Below are 18,318 nucleotides of genomic sequence, written 5' to 3'. Positions count from 1 at the left end.
AACCGGGCCTTCTGCCTGTTCAGTGTCGGGGCTGTGGACGGCCCTCGTGGGCGCCGCGCTGGCTCGCATGACCTGGGCCCACGACGTGCTTGTCGTGGCCGTTGCCGCGGCGGCGCATCTGCGGCTGGTAACGCGGCCGAGGGTGCTTCGCGCGGCGGCGCGGCTTAGCGCCGGCGAGAGGTGTGAAGAACACGCTGGCGATAACCGCGCCGATGCCGGCAAGGACAGCCGCCGTTGCGTAGGGATGGAGCTGCGCTTCGAGAAGCAGGCTCGTCTTGCGCGGCTCACGCGGCAAGGAGGAATACATGTCGCCGTCCTCGCGGGAGCGATAGAGATTGTCGCGCATTTCGGGCCGCTCGGGATGATTGGTGGTCTGCATGCCGTAGCCACCCAGTTCCATCGCTTTGTCCACGAGGCGCGGCGCTACCTTGCCCATGGCGCCGATCACCCATCCGCCGAAACCGATGGTGAGCTCGCGGCGCTGATGCTCGGCGGCGAACACGATGGCTTTCGCGACGAGATGCGGATCATAGGCCGGCGGCGGGACGGAGGTCTCCTTGTCGAGGTAATTGCGGGCATGCTCTACATAAGGCGTGTCGATGGATGATGGTTTGATGAGCGTCATGGAGATCGGTGCGCCCTGCGCTTCAAGCTCCATGCGCAGGCCGTCGGTGAAAGCCTTCACGGCATGCTTGGAGGCGGAGTACTGCGTCTGAAGCATCATCGTCCGCTCGGACAATACGCTGCCCAGATTGATGATGGTGCCGCCCCTGTTGCGCAGGTGCTCGGCGGCGATCAGGGAGCCGTTCACCACGCCCCAGTAATTGACCTCGAAGAGCTGTCGCTGGTCCTCGATCGGAATCTTGTCCGAGGAGCCATAAAGGGCGACCGCCGCATCGTTCACCCAGGTGTCGAAGCCGCCGAAGGTGTCGATGGCCGTCTTGGCGATGCGCTCGAGATCCTCACGCTTGCTCACGTCGGCAGGCACCGCAATGGCGCGTGTGCCGCCTCGGCTGAGTTCGTCGGCGACCTTGCGCAGGGCCTCTTCGTTGCGTGCTGCCAGAACGAGGCCCTTGGCTCCGCGCGAGGCGAACAGATGCGCTGTCGCGAGGCCGATGCCGCTGGAAGCACCCGTGATGACGACCACTTGCTCCTCGACCGGCTTCTGGCGAACTGGCATGGCAATCTCCTTCGATATCGCGGAATTCACAAACGCGGGTCAACGTAAGGGACATGGAGGGGTTCCTAAGGCTGCGCTTGAAGGCAGGATCGCTCACGCTGCCGCGAGGCACCGAAGGCAGAAGTTTTGGCTCGGAACCGGGGTTTTGACGGAGCGTTGCCTTACATCTTCAACGATAGGGAGTGAGAGATGCAGACGACGGCACAAAGCGGCGACGTCCGCGAAACCCACAGCCTCATCGCCAGCGATAAGGTGGAAGGAACACCCGTGCGCCGCTCGGAAGGTGACAAGATCGGCACCATCGAACGCGTGATGATCGAGAAACGGTCCGGAAAGGTCGCTTACGCAGTCATGAGCTTCGGCGGCTTCATGGGCCTCGGCGAGGAATATTACACGCTGCCCTGGGGCGTCCTGAAGTACAATGTCGAGCTGGATGCCTATGAGCTCAATCTCAACGAAGATCAGCTTCGCGGTGCTCCCCGCCGCACGGCCGAAGGGCACGATGCCTCCTACGACCGGGAATGGGAAGAGCACGTTCACCGCTATTACAACGCCACCCCGTATTGGGGCGACAGCGACCCAATGAGCACCGGCCGCTAACCGGAACAAGGCCAGAAAAAGAAAATCGCCCGGCTCTCACCGGGCGATTTTTTATGCCCATGTGCCGGATGACAGGGCGAGCCCTGTCCCGGCGCATGGGGCATGGGGTCTTAGCGCTTCTTAGAGGGGCTCTTACGAGCGCCAGTCGAACGCTTTGCAACCTTGCCGGACTTCTTCGTAGCGGAAGTACGGCTAGAGGCTGCTGCGGCGCGCTTCGTCGTGGACTTGGCGGCCGTCTTGCGAGCCGAAGCCTTCACCGCAGTGCGGCTGGAGCTACGGGCAGCGGTCTTACGAGCCGGAGACTTGCGAGCCGTGGACTTCGCAGCGGTCTTACGGGCGGCGGTCGAACGAGCCGGAGACTTCTTCGCAGCCGACTTCGTCGACTTCGCAGCGGTCTTCTTGGCAGCGGTCTTGCGGGCCGTCGTCTTGACGGCGGTCTTGCGAGCCGTCGTCTTGGCGGCCGACTTGCGGGCCGTGGCCTTAGCAGCCGACTTGGCCGGAGCCTTCTTCGCGGCGGTCTTGCGTGCCGTGGTCTTCTTGGCAGCAGACTTCTTCGCCGTGGACTTCACGGCCGACTTGGCCGAGGTCTTGGCAGCAGACTTGCGAGCCGTCGTCTTGGCTGCAGTCTTCTTTGCCGTGGTCTTCTTGGCAGTGGTCTTCTTGGCAGCGGTCTTCTTGGCAGCGGTCTTCGTGCCGGCCTTCTTCGTGCTCTTGCGAGCCGAGGAAGTGCTGGCCTTCTTGGCGCTGGTCTTGGAGCCCTTCTTGGCTCCGCTTTTCTTCTTGGTGCTGGTCGCACCGGTGTCACCCGTGAACAACGCTGTCAGCGGGTTGGACTTAATATCAATCGGCATAGCCGCCTCCTTCAAGGGCCTTCGCGCGCAACCGTCACGCTTGGAAGGCAACGTCGTTATACCAAGCGGGTTCCGATTAACGGAAAGTGTAGAAAGTAGAACCGGCACTTTTTCTGTGGATACTTTCGCTGGATGATGCGCCTGAACTTGCACTTCCAGCGCGCCATAGAAGGCGCGAAGAACGACTCAATAAGTCTCTTCTTGGGACAATTCGACATCACCTTCACTCTATAATGTTTATCATAATCGCTACTTAAAAGTCTTTTCATTTCAATATGTTAAAAGCATCGCAGAGACGATGCACATGCGATCTCGCTCCTAAGGCGACGCCTGCAGGGACCGTCGAAAGCGGAGATGCGTATGATGGTTTCGGAGAGCGATTAGAGGGCCATTTCGAAGCTGAAAATTTTTTTGTGCGTTGAGGTCGAAAAACACGCTCCGCGCATGTCCAGACGAGCATGCGGTGTGTCGCACGCGCTGAGAATCACTTCAACGGGCTGTGACGTAGCGACAGGACGGCGCCTATCGCGAGGCGCATTTCATGTGCTCCTGATCCTGTCTCCCCGCGACCTGTGCCACACATCGAGCGGAACGCTCGCACGCTCACCGCCGAGGCTTCGGACAGTCTGCTTCCGGCATGCGATGGCCCGGCTCGAAGCACATGACCGGCACCATCCGCGAGCATCGCGACCCGGGTCATCACGGCCACGTTATCCAAGCCTGGAAAGGATGTGCGGATCGTTGCGCGGAGCTGGCGTGAGCGCTTGCATCGAGCCAAGTGGAAGGTCGATCGGCAGGCTCATGCTTCACAGCGTGGATCGGATGTTCCGGAGGCATGTGGCGAGCATATCGACTTCGAGGCTGGAGAACGCAGCTTCGATGCGCACGGCGAAAGCCCGGATGCGCTATCGATCAGGTGAAGCAGCCCTTGCTTCGCGAGGGTGCTGCATACGGTCAAGGACTTGCTTCGCGATGTGCGCATGATTGCCAAAACCCTTGTGGTTGGCGGGTTTCAGGCGGGCGCGGTCCACCTTCGCATGCTGGTGCTGCGCCTCGATGTGAGATCTCCCGGTCAGCCTTCGACGCGCTCGCGGCAAAGCCAAAAGGTCGCGCGTTTCCTGTAAACTCGGCATCGCATTTGCCGGCGCCCGGCATTATGGTGGCGCCTCGATTCCAAGCCTTGTCCGCGAGCGTGCGGGATCGTCCTCCGCCCCGTCTCTCCAGCCTGGATCAAGAAGCTCAATCTCCCATGACCTGGTCGCCGCAACAGGATGCCGCTCTGAAAGCCGTCGCCGATTGGCTGCGCCAAGGCGACCGTCCGGTCTTTCGCCTCTTCGGATACGCAGGTACGGGCAAGACGACTCTCGCCCGGCACATTGCCGAGGGCGTCGATGGCGAGGTGTCGTTCGGCGCTTACACAGGCAAGGCTGCCCTCGTGTTGCGGACCAAGGGATGCACTGAAGCATCGACCATTCATTCCATGATCTACCGGTCGCGGGAGGGGGATGAGAACGGCCCGCAATTCGTCATCAACCGGCAGAGCCAGGTGGCGAAGTCTGATCTCATCGTGATCGATGAATGCTCGATGGTGGACGAGGAATTGGGCCGCGATCTGCTGTCGTTCGGCAAGCCCGTCCTCGTGCTCGGCGATCCGGCGCAGCTGCCGCCCGTGAAGGGGGGAGGCTTCTTCACCGAGGCCGAACCCGACGTCATGCTCACCGAAGTACATCGGCAGGCCAAAGATAATCCTATCGTTCATCTTTCCATGATCGTGAGGGAAGGGGGGCGGCTGAGCCCCGGAAGCTATGGAAACAGCCGGATCATCCACCGGCGGGAGATCGATGCCGCGGCCGTCATGAAGGCCGATCAGGTGCTGGTGGGCCTCAACAAGACAAGGCGCCTCTACAACACGCGCCTGAGGGAGCTGAACGGTTATCGGAGCCCCATGCCCGCGGTCGGCGAAAAGCTGGTCTGCCTGCGCAACGACAAGACCAAGGGGCTGCTCAACGGCGGCACCTGGAGCATACAGACCCTGCGCGGCATCCGTAACGACTTCATCCGCATGGATGTGCTGGCCGACGACGATGCCCGCCGCCGGTCTGTTGAAGTTTCGGTTCACAAGGCTTTCTTCGAGGGGACGGAAGAAGAGGTTCCCTTCACGCTGCGGCGGGAATCCGACGAGTTCACCTTCGGCTACGCCCTCACCGTGCATAAGGCCCAGGGCTCGCAATGGGACGATATGGTGCTTTTCGATGAATCCTATGCCTTCCGAGAGCACCGCAGCCGCTGGCTCTATACCGGTCTCACGCGCGCGGCCGATACCGTGACCGTGGTGATGTAGGGCCGCTCACGCGGTTCAAGGAACCTGCCTCGCTTTCAGTGCTTATGCTTCAAGCTCAACCATTCGATGAGGCTTGAACAATGTTGAAATGGGCTCTGATCTTTCTCGTCGTCTCCCTTGTGGCAGGTGCTCTCGGCTTCACCGGCGTCGCCTCGGGTGCCAAGACGATCGCGAAAGTCCTCTTCGGCATCTTCCTAATCGGCTTCATCCTTCTCGTGCTCCTGGCCTGGGGTGCTGGCGAGCTGTTCCTGTAAGGATTGGATTGCTGCGGGTTTGTCCAAGGGGAGTCCGCCACGAGCGCCAATCATGCGCCTGACGCATGCAATCAATGCTCCGACGGGCCTCCCTCCTTTTACAAAGCCCATTATGAGAGGCGTCTCACCTTTTGCGTTTTATCGCGCGTTCTTGAAACTTTCTGTCACGAGCGCGCTTTAAAATTTCAGAACAAGAAAGAGACGCCCATGAAACGCCGTGCATTCCTCCAGGCCGCCTCCATTGGCGCGGTTGCGGGAACCATTGCGAAGCCTGCCATCGCGCAATCCGCACCTGAGATCCGCTGGCGCCTGACCTCGGCCTTCCCGAAATCCCTGGATACCCTCTATGGCGGCGGTGAGACGCTGTCCAAGCTCGTGTCCGAGGCAACCGACGGCAAGTTTATCATCCAGCCTTTCGCTCCGGGCGAGATCGTCGGCACGCCGCAGGCAGCCGATGCGATTGCGGGCGGCACGGTGGAGATGGGGCACACCTGCTCATACTACTATGTCGGCAAAGACCCGACCTTCGCCATCGGCACCAACCTGCCCTTCGGCCTCAACTCGCGCCAGACCAATGCCTGGCTCTATCATGGCAACGGCAACGATCTGCTCAACGAGTTCTATACCAAGCACAACCTCTATGCGCTGCCCGCCGGCAATACCGGCGCGCAGATGGGCGGCTGGTTCCGGAAAGAGATCAAGACCGTTCAGGATCTCCAGGGCTTGAAGATGCGCATCGCCGGTCTTGCCGGCCAGATCATGGGCAAGCTCGGTGTGGTGCCGCAGCAGATTGCGGGCGGCGATCTCTACCCGTCGCTCGAGCGCGGCACCATCGATGCCGCCGAGTGGGTTGCGCCTTACGACGATGACAAGCTCGGGCTCAACAAGGTCGCGCCGTATTACTACTATCCGGGCTTCTGGGAGGGCGGGCCGGCCATCCACTTCTTCATCAACCTGCAGAAGTGGAACGAGCTGCCGAAGTCTTATCAAGCCGCCGTTCAGGCTGCCGCCGGTTACGTGAACGTGGACACACAGGCCAAGTACGACGCCAAGAATCCGCAGGGCCTGCGCAACCTGATCGGCAATGGCGCGCAACTGCGTCCGTTCTCGCAGGAAATCATGGAGGCCGCCTACAAGGCCGCCAACGAGATCTATGATGAGATTTCGGCCAAGAACCCCGATTTCAAGAAGATCTACGACAGCTACAAGGCGTTCAGGAACGAGGAATATCTCTGGTTCCAAGTGGCCGAATACGCCTACGATACCTTCATGATCCGTGCCCGCGCGCGCGGCTGATCGGGTTCGTGGAATGCAATGAAAGGGCGGCCTTGGAGCCGCCCTTTTTCATGGTGCCTACTGGCTTGCGAAAGCTGATGTGTCGCCGCCGGCAAGCTTGGTGGCGTAGAAGGCGATCGTGCGCGAATAGACCTGCGACTTGTTCCAGCCGCGGATGGCCTCGAAGTTCGGCGAGCCCGGCTCCCAGCCGCCGCCTCGCACCCAGCCATGTCCCTTCAGGAAGTTCGCCGTGGAGGCCAACACGTCGGCCGGGCTGTGGAGCAGGTCCGCGCGTCCGTCGCCGTCGAAGTCGATTGCGTATTTCACGTAATTTGAAGGCATGAACTGGGTCTGCCCCATCTCGCCGGCCCATGCGCCGCGCATCTCTGCCGGCGTCAGGTCGCCATGGTCGACGATGCGCAGGGCGTCGAAGAGATGCGCCTGGAAAAACTCCGTGCGGCGGCAATCGTAAGCCAGTGTCGCGACCGAGCGGATGACGGGAAGGTTGCCCTTCACGGCACCGAAATCGGTCTCCAATCCCCATATGGCGACGAGTACCGGGCCCGGCACGCCGTAGCGCTGTTCGATGCGCGCGAGAGTTGCCGCGTGGCGCTTGAGCATGTTAGCGCCGCCCTTGAGACGGCCGGGCGAGACCATGCGCCCGGCGAATTGCTCGAAGCTCTGCTTGAACACGCCCTGGCCGCGATCGCGCCGGATCACGCTCTGGTCGAAGGTGACGCCCGCCAAGCCCTGCTGCACAGCGCGTTGTGAGATGCCCTGCGCAATCGCTTCCTGCTCGATGTCGCCAAGCCACTTCTCGAAACCAGCCGGATCGCGGCATGTGGCTGCCGAAGCGGACCCTGCGGCGAGCAGGAGGGCTGCAATGAATGAAGCGCGCATCACGGCCTTCATGTGTTCTCTCCTGAATTGGTTATTCTGCTGTTCGAGGTAGGGCCGACGCTCGGCAACTCAAGGCCGAGCCTTGCAGTGAATCTCAAGGAACAAAGCCTTAAGGAACGAAACTCACCGGAGGATTCGAGCGTTGCCATAGCAAGGCCTTATTGCTCGCCTTGGGGAATGTCATGATCTACGCTCTGACCATGCGCTCGTGTTCGGCGACCCTCGCGGTGCTGCTGGGCCTATCGCCGATGGCGCTAGCCGCCAACGCTTCCCCCAACAGCTCGGACCCTCTTCAGGAGAGCGTGCAGGTGCGTTTCGATGCCCGCATGGGGCAAACCCGCGTGGTGGGGCCTGCCGCCCCGGAATCCTGTTTCGCGCTGTCGCTGCCGCAGGAATGGCGCTCGCAGACAGGCGGATTGGATACTCGCCTGAAGGCCGTGTTTTCCGATGCGGAGCTGGAGGTCAGCCTGCGCTCCACTCATGAACTGCGTGGCCTGCCGCAGCCCGATCTCGTCAGCCGCGATGCCGCTTTGCTGCAGCAGGACTACGAAAGCCTTCTCGGACGTCCGGCTCAATCCGTTTCGCTCGCGTCGCTCTCTACGGGTGCAACGCGCTGGTCAGCGACCTGGGTCGATCATCACCTGCCCTCGGGCCCGCAAGGTATGACCGTCGAAACGCTGATCGTGCCTCTATCCAGCGATTGGGTGCTCGAACTCTCCCTGACCAATGTCACGGAGAAGTCACGCTATGAGGCGTTGATGAAGGCGATGCTGACGAGCCTCAAGGTACAGCGCGGCCCCGCCTGCGCGGCGTAAGCGGCTCTTGAGAGATTGCAACCCTCGCCGCTGCTCCGCTATGCCATGACCCATGCAGTGGAGAACGGAGCAAACCATGGACGTGGTCATCTACCACAATCCGCAATGCGGCACCTCACGCAACGCTCTCGGCCTCATTCGCAATGCCGGCATCGAGCCGCACGTGATCGAATATCTGAAAACGCCGCCGACCCGCATGCTGCTGCGCCAACTCATCGCGCGCTTGGGTTTGAGTGCTCGCGATGTGATCCGTGAGAAGGGGACGCCATATCATGAGCTTGGGCTCGGCGATCCGTCCTTGAGCGACGATGATCTGCTCGATGCCATGATGGAGCATCCTGTCCTCATCAACCGGCCCATCGTCGTCACACCACTCGGGGTGCGGCTCTGCCGCCCGTCGGAAAACGTGATCGACATCCTGCCGCCGCAGCAGGGGGAGTTCCGCAAGGAGGACGGCGAGTTGGTCGTCGATGCATCCGGTCGCCGTGCCGCGACAGCTTAGGTTCCCTCCAACCGCGTGCCGACGGGGATCGTCGGCTCGACCACGAAGTTCTCCTTCTCCTCGGTCGGAGGCGCGGCGCGCTGGAGACTGCGATAAGCGCCCCAGATCGCCATGAGCGCCTGCGCGAGAATGAAAACGTAGAGCAGCCCGAGACGTCCGAATTCCGTCATCGCGAAGCCGGCGATCACTGGTCCGATCACCGAGCCTACACCTTGCAGGATCAGAAGGCCTCCTGCCGCCGCTACGAACTCACCGGGGCGCACCATGTCGTTCACGTGCGCGGTGACGATGCTGTAAGTGGGGATCACGCTGCCGCCGAAGATCGCCACATATACGAAGAGCAGCCACGCCGGCACCGTCAGCGGCACGAAATTGATGATCACCAGAAGAATGGCCGCGGCCATTCCGGAGGCGCCGATAATCACGTGGCGCCGGTCCATGCGGTCCGAGAGCCAGCCGAGCGGCCATGTGGTGAGAAAGCCGCCCAAGGTTCCGCAGGCCATGAAGATCGCGATTTCCGCCGTGCTCAGACCGCGCTCCTGCGCCCAGAGGGGGCCGAGCGCGAAGAACGAACTTGTGGTAATGCCGCAGAGTACCGCCGCCACCACGCCGAATGGCGATTGGCGGTAGAGCTGCATGATGTTGATCCTGGTATCGCTCACGGCGTGAGGAGGAGCGACCGCGCGTGAGAGCGCTGTCGGCACCAGCGAGATGCAGATGAGAATGGCGACGAAGCAAAAGAGCTGGAAGCTGGCGGGATCGCCCGTGGGCAAAAGCATTTGTCCGCCGATGCCTGCGATGAGACCCGTCATGCCGTAGACGCTGAGGACTTGCCCACGTGTCTGAGCGGTGACCGAGGCATTGAGCCAACTCTCCACCACGATGAAGAGACCCGCGAAACAAAAGCCCGTCAATGCGCGGGCTGCGATCCACACAGCGGGGCTGATGATGAGAATATGTAAAAGCGCTGCGCTCGCCGAGATCGCTGCCAGGGCAGCGAAAGTGCGTGTATGCCCGACCTGCATGATCACACGCCCCGCCCAAAGCGAGCCGATGACGATGCCTGCCCAGAATGCCGATCCGACGGCTCCGATCTGCGTGGGAGAAAATTGCTCCATATTGCCGCGAATGCTGAGCAATGTACCTTGCAACGTATTGCCGATCTGAATGAGGGCATAGCCGAGAAGCAGGGCCGCCAGGGTCGGCAAAACGGAGCGCATGGAAACAGGCATAGGTTCTCCTGAAGACGAGATCGGTCCATGTCATGATAGCCCGATCCGCCAACCCACACCGCATGGGCATGCCAAAGCCCGGCACTGGAAAGGCGCCGTGCCGAGAGGACTGGGATCGGGGACAGACCCTGTGCGTGGAGTGAACACGAACCAGAAGGGCAGGGTTCCAAAGTTTCATTCGGCAAATAAAACGGCAAATAAAAAGCCCGGCTTGCTGCCAAGCCGGGCTTTGGAAATAAAGGTCTGTCCGCCTCAGGTATCCATCTTCAGTGCGGCGATGAAGGCTTCCTGCGGGATGTCGACCTTGCCGAACTGGCGCATGCGCTTCTTACCTTCCTTCTGCTTGTCGAGCAGCTTGCGCTTGCGGGAGGCGTCGCCGCCGTAGCACTTGGCGGTCACATCCTTGCGCAGCGCGCGGATGGTTTCGCGGGCGATGATCTTGCCGCCGATGGCGGCTTGAACCGGGATCTGGAACATGTGCGGCGGGATCAGCTCTTTCAGCTTCTCGCACATGGCGCGGCCGCGGCTCTCGGCCCGGTCGCGGTGGACCAGCATGGAGAGCGCATCCACCGGCTCCGCATTGACCAGAACCGACATCTTCACGAGGTCGCCCTCGCGGTAATCGGAGATGTGGTAGTCGAAGGAAGCGTAGCCCTTCGAGATTGACTTCAGGCGGTCGTAGAAATCGAACACTACCTCGTTGAGCGGCAGGTCGTAGACGACCATGGCGCGCTTGCCGACATAGTTCAGGTCGATCTGCACGCCGCGCCTATCCTGGCACAGCTTGAGGACGGAGCCGAGATAATCGTCAGGGGTGAGGATCGTGGCGCGGATCCACGGCTCCTCGATGGTCTCGATCTTCATCACGTCCGGCATGTCGGCCGGGTTATGCAGCTCAATGGTCGAGCCGTCGCGCAGCTTCAGGTGATAAACCACGGAAGGCGCGGTGGAGATGAGGTCGAGATTGAACTCGCGCTCCAGGCGCTCCTGGATGATCTCGAGATGCAGGAGGCCCAGGAAGCCGCAGCGGAAGCCGAAGCCGAGCGCCGCCGAGGTCTCCATCTCATAGGAGAAGCTGGCATCGTTCAGGCGCAGCTTGCCCATGGCGCCGCGCAGGTTCTCGAACTCGGCGGCGTCAACTGGGAAGAGGCCGCAGAACACCACCGGCTGCACGGGCTTGAAGCCCGGAAGCGCTTGTGCCGTCGGCTTGCGGTCGTCGGTGATGGTGTCGCCGACGCGGGTATCCGCCACTTCCTTGATCGAGGCGGTGAAGAAGCCGACCTCGCCCGGGCCGAGCACGGACATCTCAGTCATCTTCGGGTTGAACACGCCGACGCGATCAAGCGAGTACGACGCGTTCGTGCCCATCATCTTGATGGTCTGGCCCTTCTTCATGGTGCCGTCGATGATGCGCACCAGCACGACCACGCCGAGATAGGCGTCGTACCAGGAATCGACGAGGAGGGCTTTCAGGGGCGCGTCCGGGTCGCCCTTCGGCGGCGGCAGCTTGTTGACGATGGCCTCCAGCACGCCCTCGATGTTGAGGCCGCTCTTGGCGGAAACCGGCACAGCCTCGGACGCGTCGATGCCGATCACCTCCTCGATCTGCTCCTTGATCCGGTCCGGATCGGCGGCGGGCAGGTCGATCTTGTTGAGGACGGGCACGATCTCGTGGTTGGCGTCGATGGCCTGGTAGACGTTGGCGAGCGTCTGGGCTTCCACGCCCTGGGAGGCGTCCACCACCAGGAGCGAGCCCTCGCAGGCAGCCAACGAGCGCGAGACTTCGTAGGCGAAGTCCACGTGGCCGGGGGTATCCATGAGGTTCAGGATATAGGTCTTGCCGTCCTGAGCCGTGTATTCCAGGCGCACGGTCTGCGCCTTGATGGTGATGCCGCGCTCGCGCTCGATATCCATGTTGTCGAGCACCTGCTCCGTCATCTCACGGGCAGTCAGCGCCCCCGTGGTCTGGATCAGGCGGTCGGCGAGCGTCGACTTCCCGTGATCGATATGGGCCACGATGGAGAAGTTGCGGATGTTGTCGAAGGTGCGAGCGGTCATAATTCTGCAAATATAAGAATGTTCAGGCCGCAATAGCAGGGGTGGCCCCCAAAGCCAAGGGAGGCCGGTGCAGCGTTTCAACTTGTAGGCCCCTCATCGCCTTCGCTGAGAGGAGGCTAGTAGCCTCATGGCGTGAGGGTGTGCCCGTTGGGCAGGCCTATGCGGGAGAGCGATTTATTCGCTGTAATGCGGGAAATGCCGTCGGGTTAGCGTGTGCTCGGTGGAGGTGGCGTGACGATATCCGTCCGTAAGCGTGACAAGTGCAGAACTGGCTTTCCGCGCTTGTCACTAAAGCCATCCAGGGTCAGCGCAGGCATTCCACGGGGACGCGCTGGCCAGTCTCAGGAACGAGAACCGTGCGGCATGGAACGCCGTTGATCATCCTGACCTCATTGGGAGTGGCATACGGGAAGGGAGAGTCCGGAGTGCCTGAGAGGGGAACTCCAGGGGCTACGCGAACGCTGCCTGTCGCCATAGGCTCCATCCCGATAGGGCCGGAAACGCCGACCAGGCCGGACGGGGTAGCGCATTGAATGGGAATGCGCTGATTGGTCCCGGATTCGAGAATGGTACGGCAGGGCATGCCGTTGATGATCTGAACTTCGTTGGGGGCAGCGTAGGGGAAGGGAGAGTTCGGAGTGCCGCTGAATTGAGCCTGTGCGAGGCCAATTGTGCCGAGCATCATGAAACCAGTACCGGCGAGAATAGTGAGTGTCTTCACGGAAGCCTCCTCGGTAGACAGGAACATTGTCTAGTCATGAGCCAGAAGTTTACGCGGATAGCTACAAGAGGTCTTTTATCTCACGGCAACATGTTGAGACTGTGTCAAAATCCTCCTCGGAGACGTTGGCAGCCTAGCGCCCCTGTTCGAGAATGCGCGAGATCACCTTGGCCGTGTAATCCACCATCGGAACGATGCGCGCATAGTTGAGCCGCGTCGGCCCGATCACGCCAAGAACGCCCACGATCTTCTGGCTGCCGTCGCGGAAAGGGGCCGCGATCATCGAGGAGCCGGACATGGAGAACAGCTTGTTCTCCGACCCGATGAAGATACGCACGCCTTCGCCGCCTTCCGCGCGGCTGAGCAGGTCGATGACATCGGTCTGCGTTTCGAGATCGGAAAAGAGCAGGCGGATGCGGTCGAGATCCTCCACCGCCTTTAGATCGTCGAGCAGATTGGCCTGCCCACGCACGATGAGCTGACGCGCGCCCACAGGCCCGACGGTCGTGGCGAGGCCTGCCTCTACGAGCTTGGCGGTGAGCACGTCGAGCTCGCGCTCCATGTCTCCGCGCCGGGTCTCGATCTCGCGCTTGATGTCGCCGATGGTCTTGCCCTGGATGCGCGCATTGAGGAAGTTCCCGGCTTCCACCAGCGCGCCCGCGGGAAGGCCCGCCGGAAGATCGAGCAGGCGGTTCTCCACCGATCCGTCCTCGGAGACGAGCACCACGAGGGCGCGGGCGGGGTCGAGCCGCACGAACTCGATATGCTTGAGACGCGCATTGGATTTGGACGTCACCACCACGCCCGCGCCGCGCGATACGCCGGAGAGGAGCGTGGAGGCTTCTGCCAGCGCCGTCTCGAGCGTATGGCCCGAGGCGGCGGCCTTCATCTGGGCCTCGATCCGCGCCCGCTCGTCGAAGGTGACGTCGCCGATCTCCATCATCGCATCGACGAAGAAGCGCAGGCCCGATTCCGTGGGCAGGCGGCCCGCACTGGTATGGGGCGAGAAGATCAGGCCCGCCGCCTCCAGATCCGACATCACGTTGCGGATCGAGGCGGGGGAGAGCGCCATGGGCAAGAGGCGCGAGAGATGGCGCGAGCCCACGGGCTCGCCCGTGATGAGATAGCTCTCGACGATCTGCCGAAAAATTTCGCGGGAACGGTCGTTCAGCTCCGCGATGGCGCGGGCATCGGACAGGTTCGAGAAGGGGCCGGTTGCGTGCATAGGATGGTTTTTACGCTCTCACAATTCCACCATGCAAGTCAGCATTATGTGCGGGCCAGAGACGCTTTAGGCAAGACTGCCGCTTGCCTAAAGCGTTAAGGCGCCTCTAAGAGGCTTCCAGTATCGAATTTTTGAGGAGAATCCGGCCATGCGTCCTTCCAACCGCGCCCCCGACGAACTGCGCCCTGTCACCCTGGAGCGAGGCGTCGCGCGCTATGCGGAGGGCTCCTGCCTCGTTTCCTTCGGCAATACCCGGGTGCTTTGCACGGCCTCCCTGGAGGAAAAAGGCCCGCCGTGGCTGCGCGGCACCGGCAAGGGCTGGGTGACGGCGGAATATTCCATGCTGCCCCGCGCCACCCATGAGCGCACCCGGCGCGAGGTCAATTCCGGCAAGCCTTCGGGCCGCACGCAGGAAATCCAGCGCCTCATCGGCCGCTCGCTTCGCGCCGTCGTGAACCTGCCCGCCATCGGTGAGCGGCAGATCGTGCTCGATTGCGACGTCATCCAGGCGGACGGCGGCACCCGCACCGCTTCCATCACCGGCGCCTGGGTGGCCTTGCACGAATGCTTCACCTGGATGCAGAAGCGCTCCATCATCTCCATCAATCCGCTGCGTGAGCCCGTGGCCGCCATCTCCTGCGGAATCTACCAGGGCGCCCCGGTGCTCGACCTCGATTACGCGGAGGATTCCGCCGCTGAGACAGACGCCAATTTCGTCATCACCGGCTCCGGCGGCATTGTGGAAGTGCAGGGTACGGCGGAAGGAAAGCCTTTCTCGGAGGAAGAATTCCTGAGCCTTCTGAAACTCGCCAAGGCCGGCGTGACTCAGCTCGTCGATCTTCAGAAGAAGGCCGTGGCATGAGCACGCGCCGTCCTCTTACGGGCAAAGTCGTCATCGCGACCCATAACGCGGGCAAGCTGCGTGAAATGCGGGAACTGCTGGCACCCTTCGGCATCGAGGCCGTCTCCGCGGGCGAGCTTGGCTTAGCCGTGCCCGCTGAGACCGGCCATATGTTCGCGGAGAATGCTGCCATCAAGGCCCATGCCGCCGCGAAAGCCACGGGCCTGCCGGCCTTCTCCGACGATTCCGGTCTCTGCGTCGATGCGCTCGACGGCGCACCTGGATTGTTCACGGCGGATTGGTCCGGCCTGAACAAGGATTTTTACGCCGCCATGGAGCGGGTTCATCGCGAGCTGGAAAAGCGTGAGGCTACCGTCAAGCGGGCGCATTTCGTGTCTGCGCTTGTGATTGCCTGGCCCGACGGACATGAGGAATTGTTCGAAGGCCGCGTTTTCGGCGAGGTGGTCTGGCCGCCGCGTGGGGAAAAGGGCTTCGGCTACGATCCCATGTTCAAGCCCGATGGTTTTGCCGAAACCTTCGGTGAGCTGTCCTCGGACGAGAAGCATGGCATCGACTGGTCGAAGCCGGAGCCGGAAGGCCTCTCCCACCGCGCCCGCGCCTTCGTGAAGCTGGCGGCGGGGTGTTTGACGCGCGCGTAACAACCGCAGCACGTCATCACCGGCCTTGTGTCGGTGATCCCGATTGATTGATGCGTATCGCTTTTCGGATCGGGATGGCCGGGACGAGCCCGGCCATGACGGCGAGAAGGGGCAAAAAAGAAGCGCCCCGGAGGGCGCTTCCCATAGCTTAGGCTTTAAGCAGCGGTCGGGCCGTTGCCCCGGCGCTTGGCCATGTAGGCATCGAATTCCTCGCGGTCCTTGGCGCGCTTCAGCTCTTCCACGAACTCACGGAAGTCGCGCGCTTCCTGGTCGAGCTTGCGACGCTCTTCCTCAAGACGCTCGATCTCGCTGCGGCGATAATCGTCGAAGGCTGCATTGCCGGTGCTGCCATAGGCGAAGCCATTGCCTGAGCGGCGTGCTGAGAAGATGTCGTCGGCGACACGGTTGAAGGTGTCACGGAAATAGGCTCTCGCCTCGTCTTTCTTGGGGTATCCGCACATTTTCCATACCACATAGGCCAGCGCGAGCGGCCAGAACCAAATGAAGCCCAGGATAATTCCGACGATCTCCAGCGCGCGCCGGGGCGGACGCCCGCAGCGGCGTTGGGCACCGGTATTCCAGGGCCCGGCTTGAGGGCCTGAATTCCAGGCGGTGGAGGCAGAATCTGACATTGGCAGGTCCCATGTTAATGCTAACAACATTAACATGCGTGGTGGGCTCGGCGCTTTCAAGAGATTTGCCGTTTATTTTTAAGGGATGGCAGAGAAGCAGCCGGAACGTGCCTTGGCGCATTATCCAGCAGCTTGGCCGGACCTGCCCTTGAGCGCACCATGAACCAGGGCGAGGACACCGGCCCGCAGGAGCTCATATTTGTCCGGCAGGCTATGGCCCTTGGGCAGCTGGCCAGCTGCATCGAGCATGGCAATGCCGTGGGACAGCGCCCAGACCTCGATGGCAATGAAGCGGGCATCGACATTCTCGAAGCCCTGCGGAAAGGTTTCATCCAGGGCTTTCACAAGGTAATCGAAAGCGGTGCCCGGCGTTTTCCCGCCTTCCTTGTCCTGCCCCTTGCCCCAGAAGGGTCCGCATTCCTCGCTCTCGGTTGGCTTGGCGGAGAACATGGCGGCGTAGAAACCGGGCTCCTGTTCGGCAAAGGCCAGATAAGCCTCGCCCATGCGGGTGAAGCGCTCCAGCGACGTTCCCTCGCTCTGAAGGGCGCGGCCAAGCCGCTTTGCCAGTTCGTCGTAGCCTCTGAAAGCCACCTCGGCCACCAAGGCATCGCGGCCCCGGAAATGGCGGTAGAGGGCAGCAGGTGTCACGCCCACGAGCTTGGCCGCATCGGCCAGGGTGAACCCGCCGATACCCCGCTCGGCAATGAAGCGCTGCGCCGCCTCGATCAGCGCTTCCTTCAGATTGCCGTGGTGGTAGCCCTGCCGGTCGAACGGGCCGCGCCAATGCCGCATGATGGGTCCTTCGTATCTGCCCCTAAACCTTAAGCCGCCGTGCCCGGCTAAGCTAGGGTTTAAAGGCGCCTCAGGGTGAACAACTGCCTCAAGAAGAGGTTCACTAATCATTTGAGTACCGCACTGTCATCCGCTGCGCGCCCTCAAGGGAACGACACTTCGGCACTTCACGCGACAAAGCCGCCCGTGACCTTCGCGTGAAGACCTGCCATATACGCCTCATGATCGATCATCCGACGCGCGATGTGGGCTTTGGCGTTTACGTCCATTGGCCCTTCTGCGCCTCCAAGTGCCCCTATTGCGACTTCAACAGCCATGTCCGCCACCAGCCGGTGGATCAGGAGCGGTTCCTCGCGGCCTTCAGGCGCGAGATCACCCATACGGCGGCGCGCATTCCGGGGCGCACGGTCACCAGCATCTTTTTCGGCGGCGGCACGCCCTCTCTCATGAAGCCGGAAACGGTGGGCGCGATCCTCGATGCCATCGGTGGCGCCTGGAGCATGGACCCGAACGCCGAAGTCACGCTGGAGGCCAACCCGACCAGCGTCGAGGCGGAGCGCTTTCGCGGCTATCGTCATGCCGGGATCAACCGGGTGTCGCTCGGCGTTCAGGCGCTCAACGATGCCGATCTGAAGCGCTTGGGCCGCATGCATTCCGTTGATGAGGCGCTAGCTGCGGTGAAGATCGCGGCTTCCATCTTCGAGCGCTATTCCTTCGATCTCATCTATGCCCGTCCCGATCAGACGCCGCAGGAATGGGGCACGGAGCTGGAGCGGGCGATCGGCCATGCGGTGGAGCATCTCTCGCTCTATCAGCTCACCATCGAACCGGGAACCTGGTTCCAGCGTCTCTACGATGCGGGCAAGATCAAAGTGCCGGACGAGGAGACGGGCCGCGCGCTCTACGACATCACGCAGGAAACCTGCGAGAAGCACGGTCTGCCGGCCTACGAGATTTCGAACCATGCACGGCCTGGAGCGGAATCGCAGCACAACCTGCTTTACTGGCGCTACGGCGAATATGCCGGTATCGGTCCCGGCGCGCATGGACGCCTCGTCACCGGCAATGCGCGTCTCGCCACCGCGACGGAAAAGCACCCCGAGACATGGCTCGAACTCGTCGAGCGCGAGGGCCACGGTGTCATCGACGAGGAAGTGCTGACCTCGGAAGCCGAGGGCGACGAATTCCTGCTCATGGGCCTTCGCCTGAAGGAGGGCATCGATGCGCGTCGCTTCGAGGCGTTTACCGGAAAGCCGCTGAATGAGCGGCGTGTGCGTATTTTGCAGGAAGAGGGCCTGATCCGTATCGACGGCACGCGCGTCGCCGTGACGCCGAAGGGTTCGCCCGTGCTCAATGCGGTGATTGCGGAGCTGGCGGCGTGATGCTCGACATCACAACACGCCGATTCAAGATTGAGAACACCTTCAGAGGACAGAATTG

General features: G+C 61.9%; 19 protein-coding genes. 10 read left to right on the top strand and 9 right to left on the bottom strand.

Annotated features, from left to right (window positions below; all coding sequences use genetic code 11):
• Positions 1-19: 19 nt before the first annotated feature.
• The gene (locus tag AB4Y85_RS04150) at positions 20-1,180 is read right to left on the bottom strand and encodes an SDR family oxidoreductase (protein ID WP_441983581.1); all 1,161 of its coding nucleotides are present in this window, start codon (positions 1,178-1,180) and stop codon (positions 20-22) included.
• A gap of 189 nt (positions 1,181-1,369) precedes the next feature.
• Between AB4Y85_RS04150 and AB4Y85_RS04145 the strand changes: the two genes are divergently transcribed.
• Entirely contained in the window at positions 1,370-1,780 is a 411-nt protein-coding gene (locus tag AB4Y85_RS04145) for a PRC-barrel domain-containing protein (protein ID WP_441983580.1), read from the top strand.
• A 110-nt stretch (positions 1,781-1,890) separates the two neighbouring features.
• Here AB4Y85_RS04145 and AB4Y85_RS04140 read toward each other — a convergent pair whose 3' ends face one another.
• Positions 1,891-2,631, bottom strand: a complete 741-nt coding sequence (locus AB4Y85_RS04140; protein WP_441983579.1) for a hypothetical protein — start codon at positions 2,629-2,631, stop codon at positions 1,891-1,893.
• A gap of 980 nt (positions 2,632-3,611) precedes the next feature.
• Here AB4Y85_RS04140 and AB4Y85_RS04135 point away from each other — a divergent pair.
• From AB4Y85_RS04135 to AB4Y85_RS04120, 4 genes are all read left to right on the top strand, one after another.
• A complete protein-coding gene (locus AB4Y85_RS04135) occupies positions 3,612-3,755 on the top strand; it encodes a hypothetical protein (RefSeq protein ID WP_441983578.1) in 144 nt (47 codons plus the stop codon).
• Between the two features lie 125 nt (positions 3,756-3,880).
• Positions 3,881-4,972, top strand: coding sequence for an ATP-dependent DNA helicase (locus AB4Y85_RS04130; protein ID WP_441983577.1), 1,092 nt, complete (start codon positions 3,881-3,883; stop codon positions 4,970-4,972).
• A gap of 80 nt (positions 4,973-5,052) precedes the next feature.
• A complete protein-coding gene (locus AB4Y85_RS04125; protein WP_441983576.1) occupies positions 5,053-5,226 on the top strand; it encodes a DUF1328 domain-containing protein in 174 nt (57 codons plus the stop codon).
• Between the two features lie 207 nt (positions 5,227-5,433).
• Positions 5,434-6,522 (top strand): TRAP transporter substrate-binding protein, encoded by a 1,089-nt coding sequence (locus AB4Y85_RS04120; RefSeq protein WP_441983575.1) that lies wholly within the window; start codon positions 5,434-5,436, stop codon positions 6,520-6,522.
• 57 nt (positions 6,523-6,579) lie between these two features.
• Here the strand turns inward: AB4Y85_RS04120 and AB4Y85_RS04115 are convergent, their stop codons facing one another.
• Entirely contained in the window at positions 6,580-7,401 is an 822-nt protein-coding gene (locus AB4Y85_RS04115; protein WP_441983574.1) for a lytic murein transglycosylase, read from the bottom strand.
• Between the two features lie 182 nt (positions 7,402-7,583).
• On the opposite strand from AB4Y85_RS04115, the gene AB4Y85_RS04110 reads away from it, so the two are divergent.
• Complete coding sequence (locus AB4Y85_RS04110) at positions 7,584-8,216, top strand: hypothetical protein (RefSeq protein ID WP_441983573.1); 633 nt, start codon at positions 7,584-7,586, stop codon at positions 8,214-8,216.
• A 76-nt stretch (positions 8,217-8,292) separates the two neighbouring features.
• Positions 8,293-8,718 (top strand): arsenate reductase (glutaredoxin), encoded by a 426-nt coding sequence (gene arsC / locus AB4Y85_RS04105; RefSeq protein WP_441983572.1) that lies wholly within the window; start codon positions 8,293-8,295, stop codon positions 8,716-8,718.
• Here arsC and AB4Y85_RS04100 read toward each other — a convergent pair.
• The 4 genes from AB4Y85_RS04100 to hrcA form a co-directional block, all read right to left on the bottom strand.
• Positions 8,715-9,950 carry an MFS transporter gene (locus AB4Y85_RS04100; RefSeq protein ID WP_441983571.1) on the bottom strand — a complete coding sequence of 412 codons (1,236 nt, stop codon included), beginning with the start codon at positions 9,948-9,950 and terminating at the stop codon, positions 8,715-8,717. The genes arsC and AB4Y85_RS04100 overlap by 4 nt on opposite strands.
• 252 nt (positions 9,951-10,202) lie before the next feature.
• Positions 10,203-12,008, bottom strand: coding sequence for a translation elongation factor 4 (lepA, locus tag AB4Y85_RS04095; RefSeq protein WP_441983570.1), 1,806 nt, complete (start codon positions 12,006-12,008; stop codon positions 10,203-10,205).
• 304 nt (positions 12,009-12,312) lie between these two features.
• Complete coding sequence (locus AB4Y85_RS04090) at positions 12,313-12,729, bottom strand: hypothetical protein (RefSeq protein WP_441983569.1); 417 nt, start codon at positions 12,727-12,729, stop codon at positions 12,313-12,315.
• A 133-nt stretch (positions 12,730-12,862) separates the two neighbouring features.
• Positions 12,863-13,954, bottom strand: coding sequence for a heat-inducible transcriptional repressor HrcA (gene hrcA, locus AB4Y85_RS04085; RefSeq protein ID WP_441983568.1), 1,092 nt, complete (start codon positions 13,952-13,954; stop codon positions 12,863-12,865).
• A 148-nt stretch (positions 13,955-14,102) separates the two neighbouring features.
• On the opposite strand from hrcA, the gene rph reads away from it, so the two are divergent.
• Positions 14,103-14,816, top strand: a complete 714-nt coding sequence (gene rph, locus AB4Y85_RS04080; RefSeq protein WP_441983567.1) for a ribonuclease PH — start codon at positions 14,103-14,105, stop codon at positions 14,814-14,816.
• A complete protein-coding gene (gene rdgB / locus AB4Y85_RS04075; RefSeq protein ID WP_441983566.1) occupies positions 14,813-15,454 on the top strand; it encodes an RdgB/HAM1 family non-canonical purine NTP pyrophosphatase in 642 nt (213 codons plus the stop codon). The genes rph and rdgB overlap by 4 nt, the downstream gene beginning before the upstream one ends.
• A gap of 155 nt (positions 15,455-15,609) precedes the next feature.
• On the opposite strand, the gene AB4Y85_RS04070 is transcribed toward rdgB, so the two are convergent.
• A complete protein-coding gene (locus AB4Y85_RS04070) occupies positions 15,610-16,086 on the bottom strand; it encodes a DUF2852 domain-containing protein (RefSeq protein ID WP_441983565.1) in 477 nt (158 codons plus the stop codon).
• Between the two features lie 120 nt (positions 16,087-16,206).
• Positions 16,207-16,878: a TetR/AcrR family transcriptional regulator gene (locus AB4Y85_RS04065; RefSeq protein ID WP_441983564.1), complete on the bottom strand. Its 672-nt coding sequence runs from the start codon at positions 16,876-16,878 to the stop codon at positions 16,207-16,209.
• A 221-nt stretch (positions 16,879-17,099) separates the two neighbouring features.
• Here AB4Y85_RS04065 and hemW point away from each other — a divergent pair, with 221 nt between their 5' ends.
• On the top strand, positions 17,100-18,260 hold the full coding sequence (hemW, locus tag AB4Y85_RS04060) for a radical SAM family heme chaperone HemW (RefSeq protein ID WP_441983709.1): 1,161 nt from the start codon (positions 17,100-17,102) through the stop codon (positions 18,258-18,260).
• Positions 18,261-18,318 lie beyond the last annotated feature (58 nt).

Source organism: Microvirga sp. 2YAF29 (assembly GCF_052114605.1).
GTDB lineage: Bacteria > Pseudomonadota > Alphaproteobacteria > Rhizobiales > Beijerinckiaceae > Microvirga.
This window is presented reverse-complemented; position numbering and strand designations above follow the sequence as displayed.

Coding starts and splice junctions, on each gene's coding strand:
- AB4Y85_RS04150 (WP_441983581.1), bottom strand. CDS start 1,180: ATGCCAGTTCGCCAGAAGCCGGTCGAGGAGCAAGTGGTCGTCATCACG.
- AB4Y85_RS04145 (WP_441983580.1), top strand. CDS start 1,370: ATGCAGACGACGGCACAAAGCGGCGACGTCCGCGAAACCCACAGCCTC.
- AB4Y85_RS04140 (WP_441983579.1), bottom strand. CDS start 2,631: ATGCCGATTGATATTAAGTCCAACCCGCTGACAGCGTTGTTCACGGGT.
- AB4Y85_RS04135 (WP_441983578.1), top strand. CDS start 3,612: ATGATTGCCAAAACCCTTGTGGTTGGCGGGTTTCAGGCGGGCGCGGTC.
- AB4Y85_RS04130 (WP_441983577.1), top strand. CDS start 3,881: ATGACCTGGTCGCCGCAACAGGATGCCGCTCTGAAAGCCGTCGCCGAT.
- AB4Y85_RS04125 (WP_441983576.1), top strand. CDS start 5,053: ATGTTGAAATGGGCTCTGATCTTTCTCGTCGTCTCCCTTGTGGCAGGT.
- AB4Y85_RS04120 (WP_441983575.1), top strand. CDS start 5,434: ATGAAACGCCGTGCATTCCTCCAGGCCGCCTCCATTGGCGCGGTTGCG.
- AB4Y85_RS04115 (WP_441983574.1), bottom strand. CDS start 7,401: ATGCGCGCTTCATTCATTGCAGCCCTCCTGCTCGCCGCAGGGTCCGCT.
- AB4Y85_RS04110 (WP_441983573.1), top strand. CDS start 7,584: ATGATCTACGCTCTGACCATGCGCTCGTGTTCGGCGACCCTCGCGGTG.
- arsC (WP_441983572.1), top strand. CDS start 8,293: ATGGACGTGGTCATCTACCACAATCCGCAATGCGGCACCTCACGCAAC.
- AB4Y85_RS04100 (WP_441983571.1), bottom strand. CDS start 9,950: ATGCCTGTTTCCATGCGCTCCGTTTTGCCGACCCTGGCGGCCCTGCTT.
- lepA (WP_441983570.1), bottom strand. CDS start 12,008: ATGACCGCTCGCACCTTCGACAACATCCGCAACTTCTCCATCGTGGCC.
- hrcA (WP_441983568.1), bottom strand. CDS start 13,954: ATGCACGCAACCGGCCCCTTCTCGAACCTGTCCGATGCCCGCGCCATC.
- rph (WP_441983567.1), top strand. CDS start 14,103: ATGCGTCCTTCCAACCGCGCCCCCGACGAACTGCGCCCTGTCACCCTG.
- rdgB (WP_441983566.1), top strand. CDS start 14,813: ATGAGCACGCGCCGTCCTCTTACGGGCAAAGTCGTCATCGCGACCCAT.
- AB4Y85_RS04070 (WP_441983565.1), bottom strand. CDS start 16,086: ATGTCAGATTCTGCCTCCACCGCCTGGAATTCAGGCCCTCAAGCCGGG.
- AB4Y85_RS04065 (WP_441983564.1), bottom strand. CDS start 16,878: ATGCGGCATTGGCGCGGCCCGTTCGACCGGCAGGGCTACCACCACGGC.
- hemW (WP_441983709.1), top strand. CDS start 17,100: ATGATCGATCATCCGACGCGCGATGTGGGCTTTGGCGTTTACGTCCAT.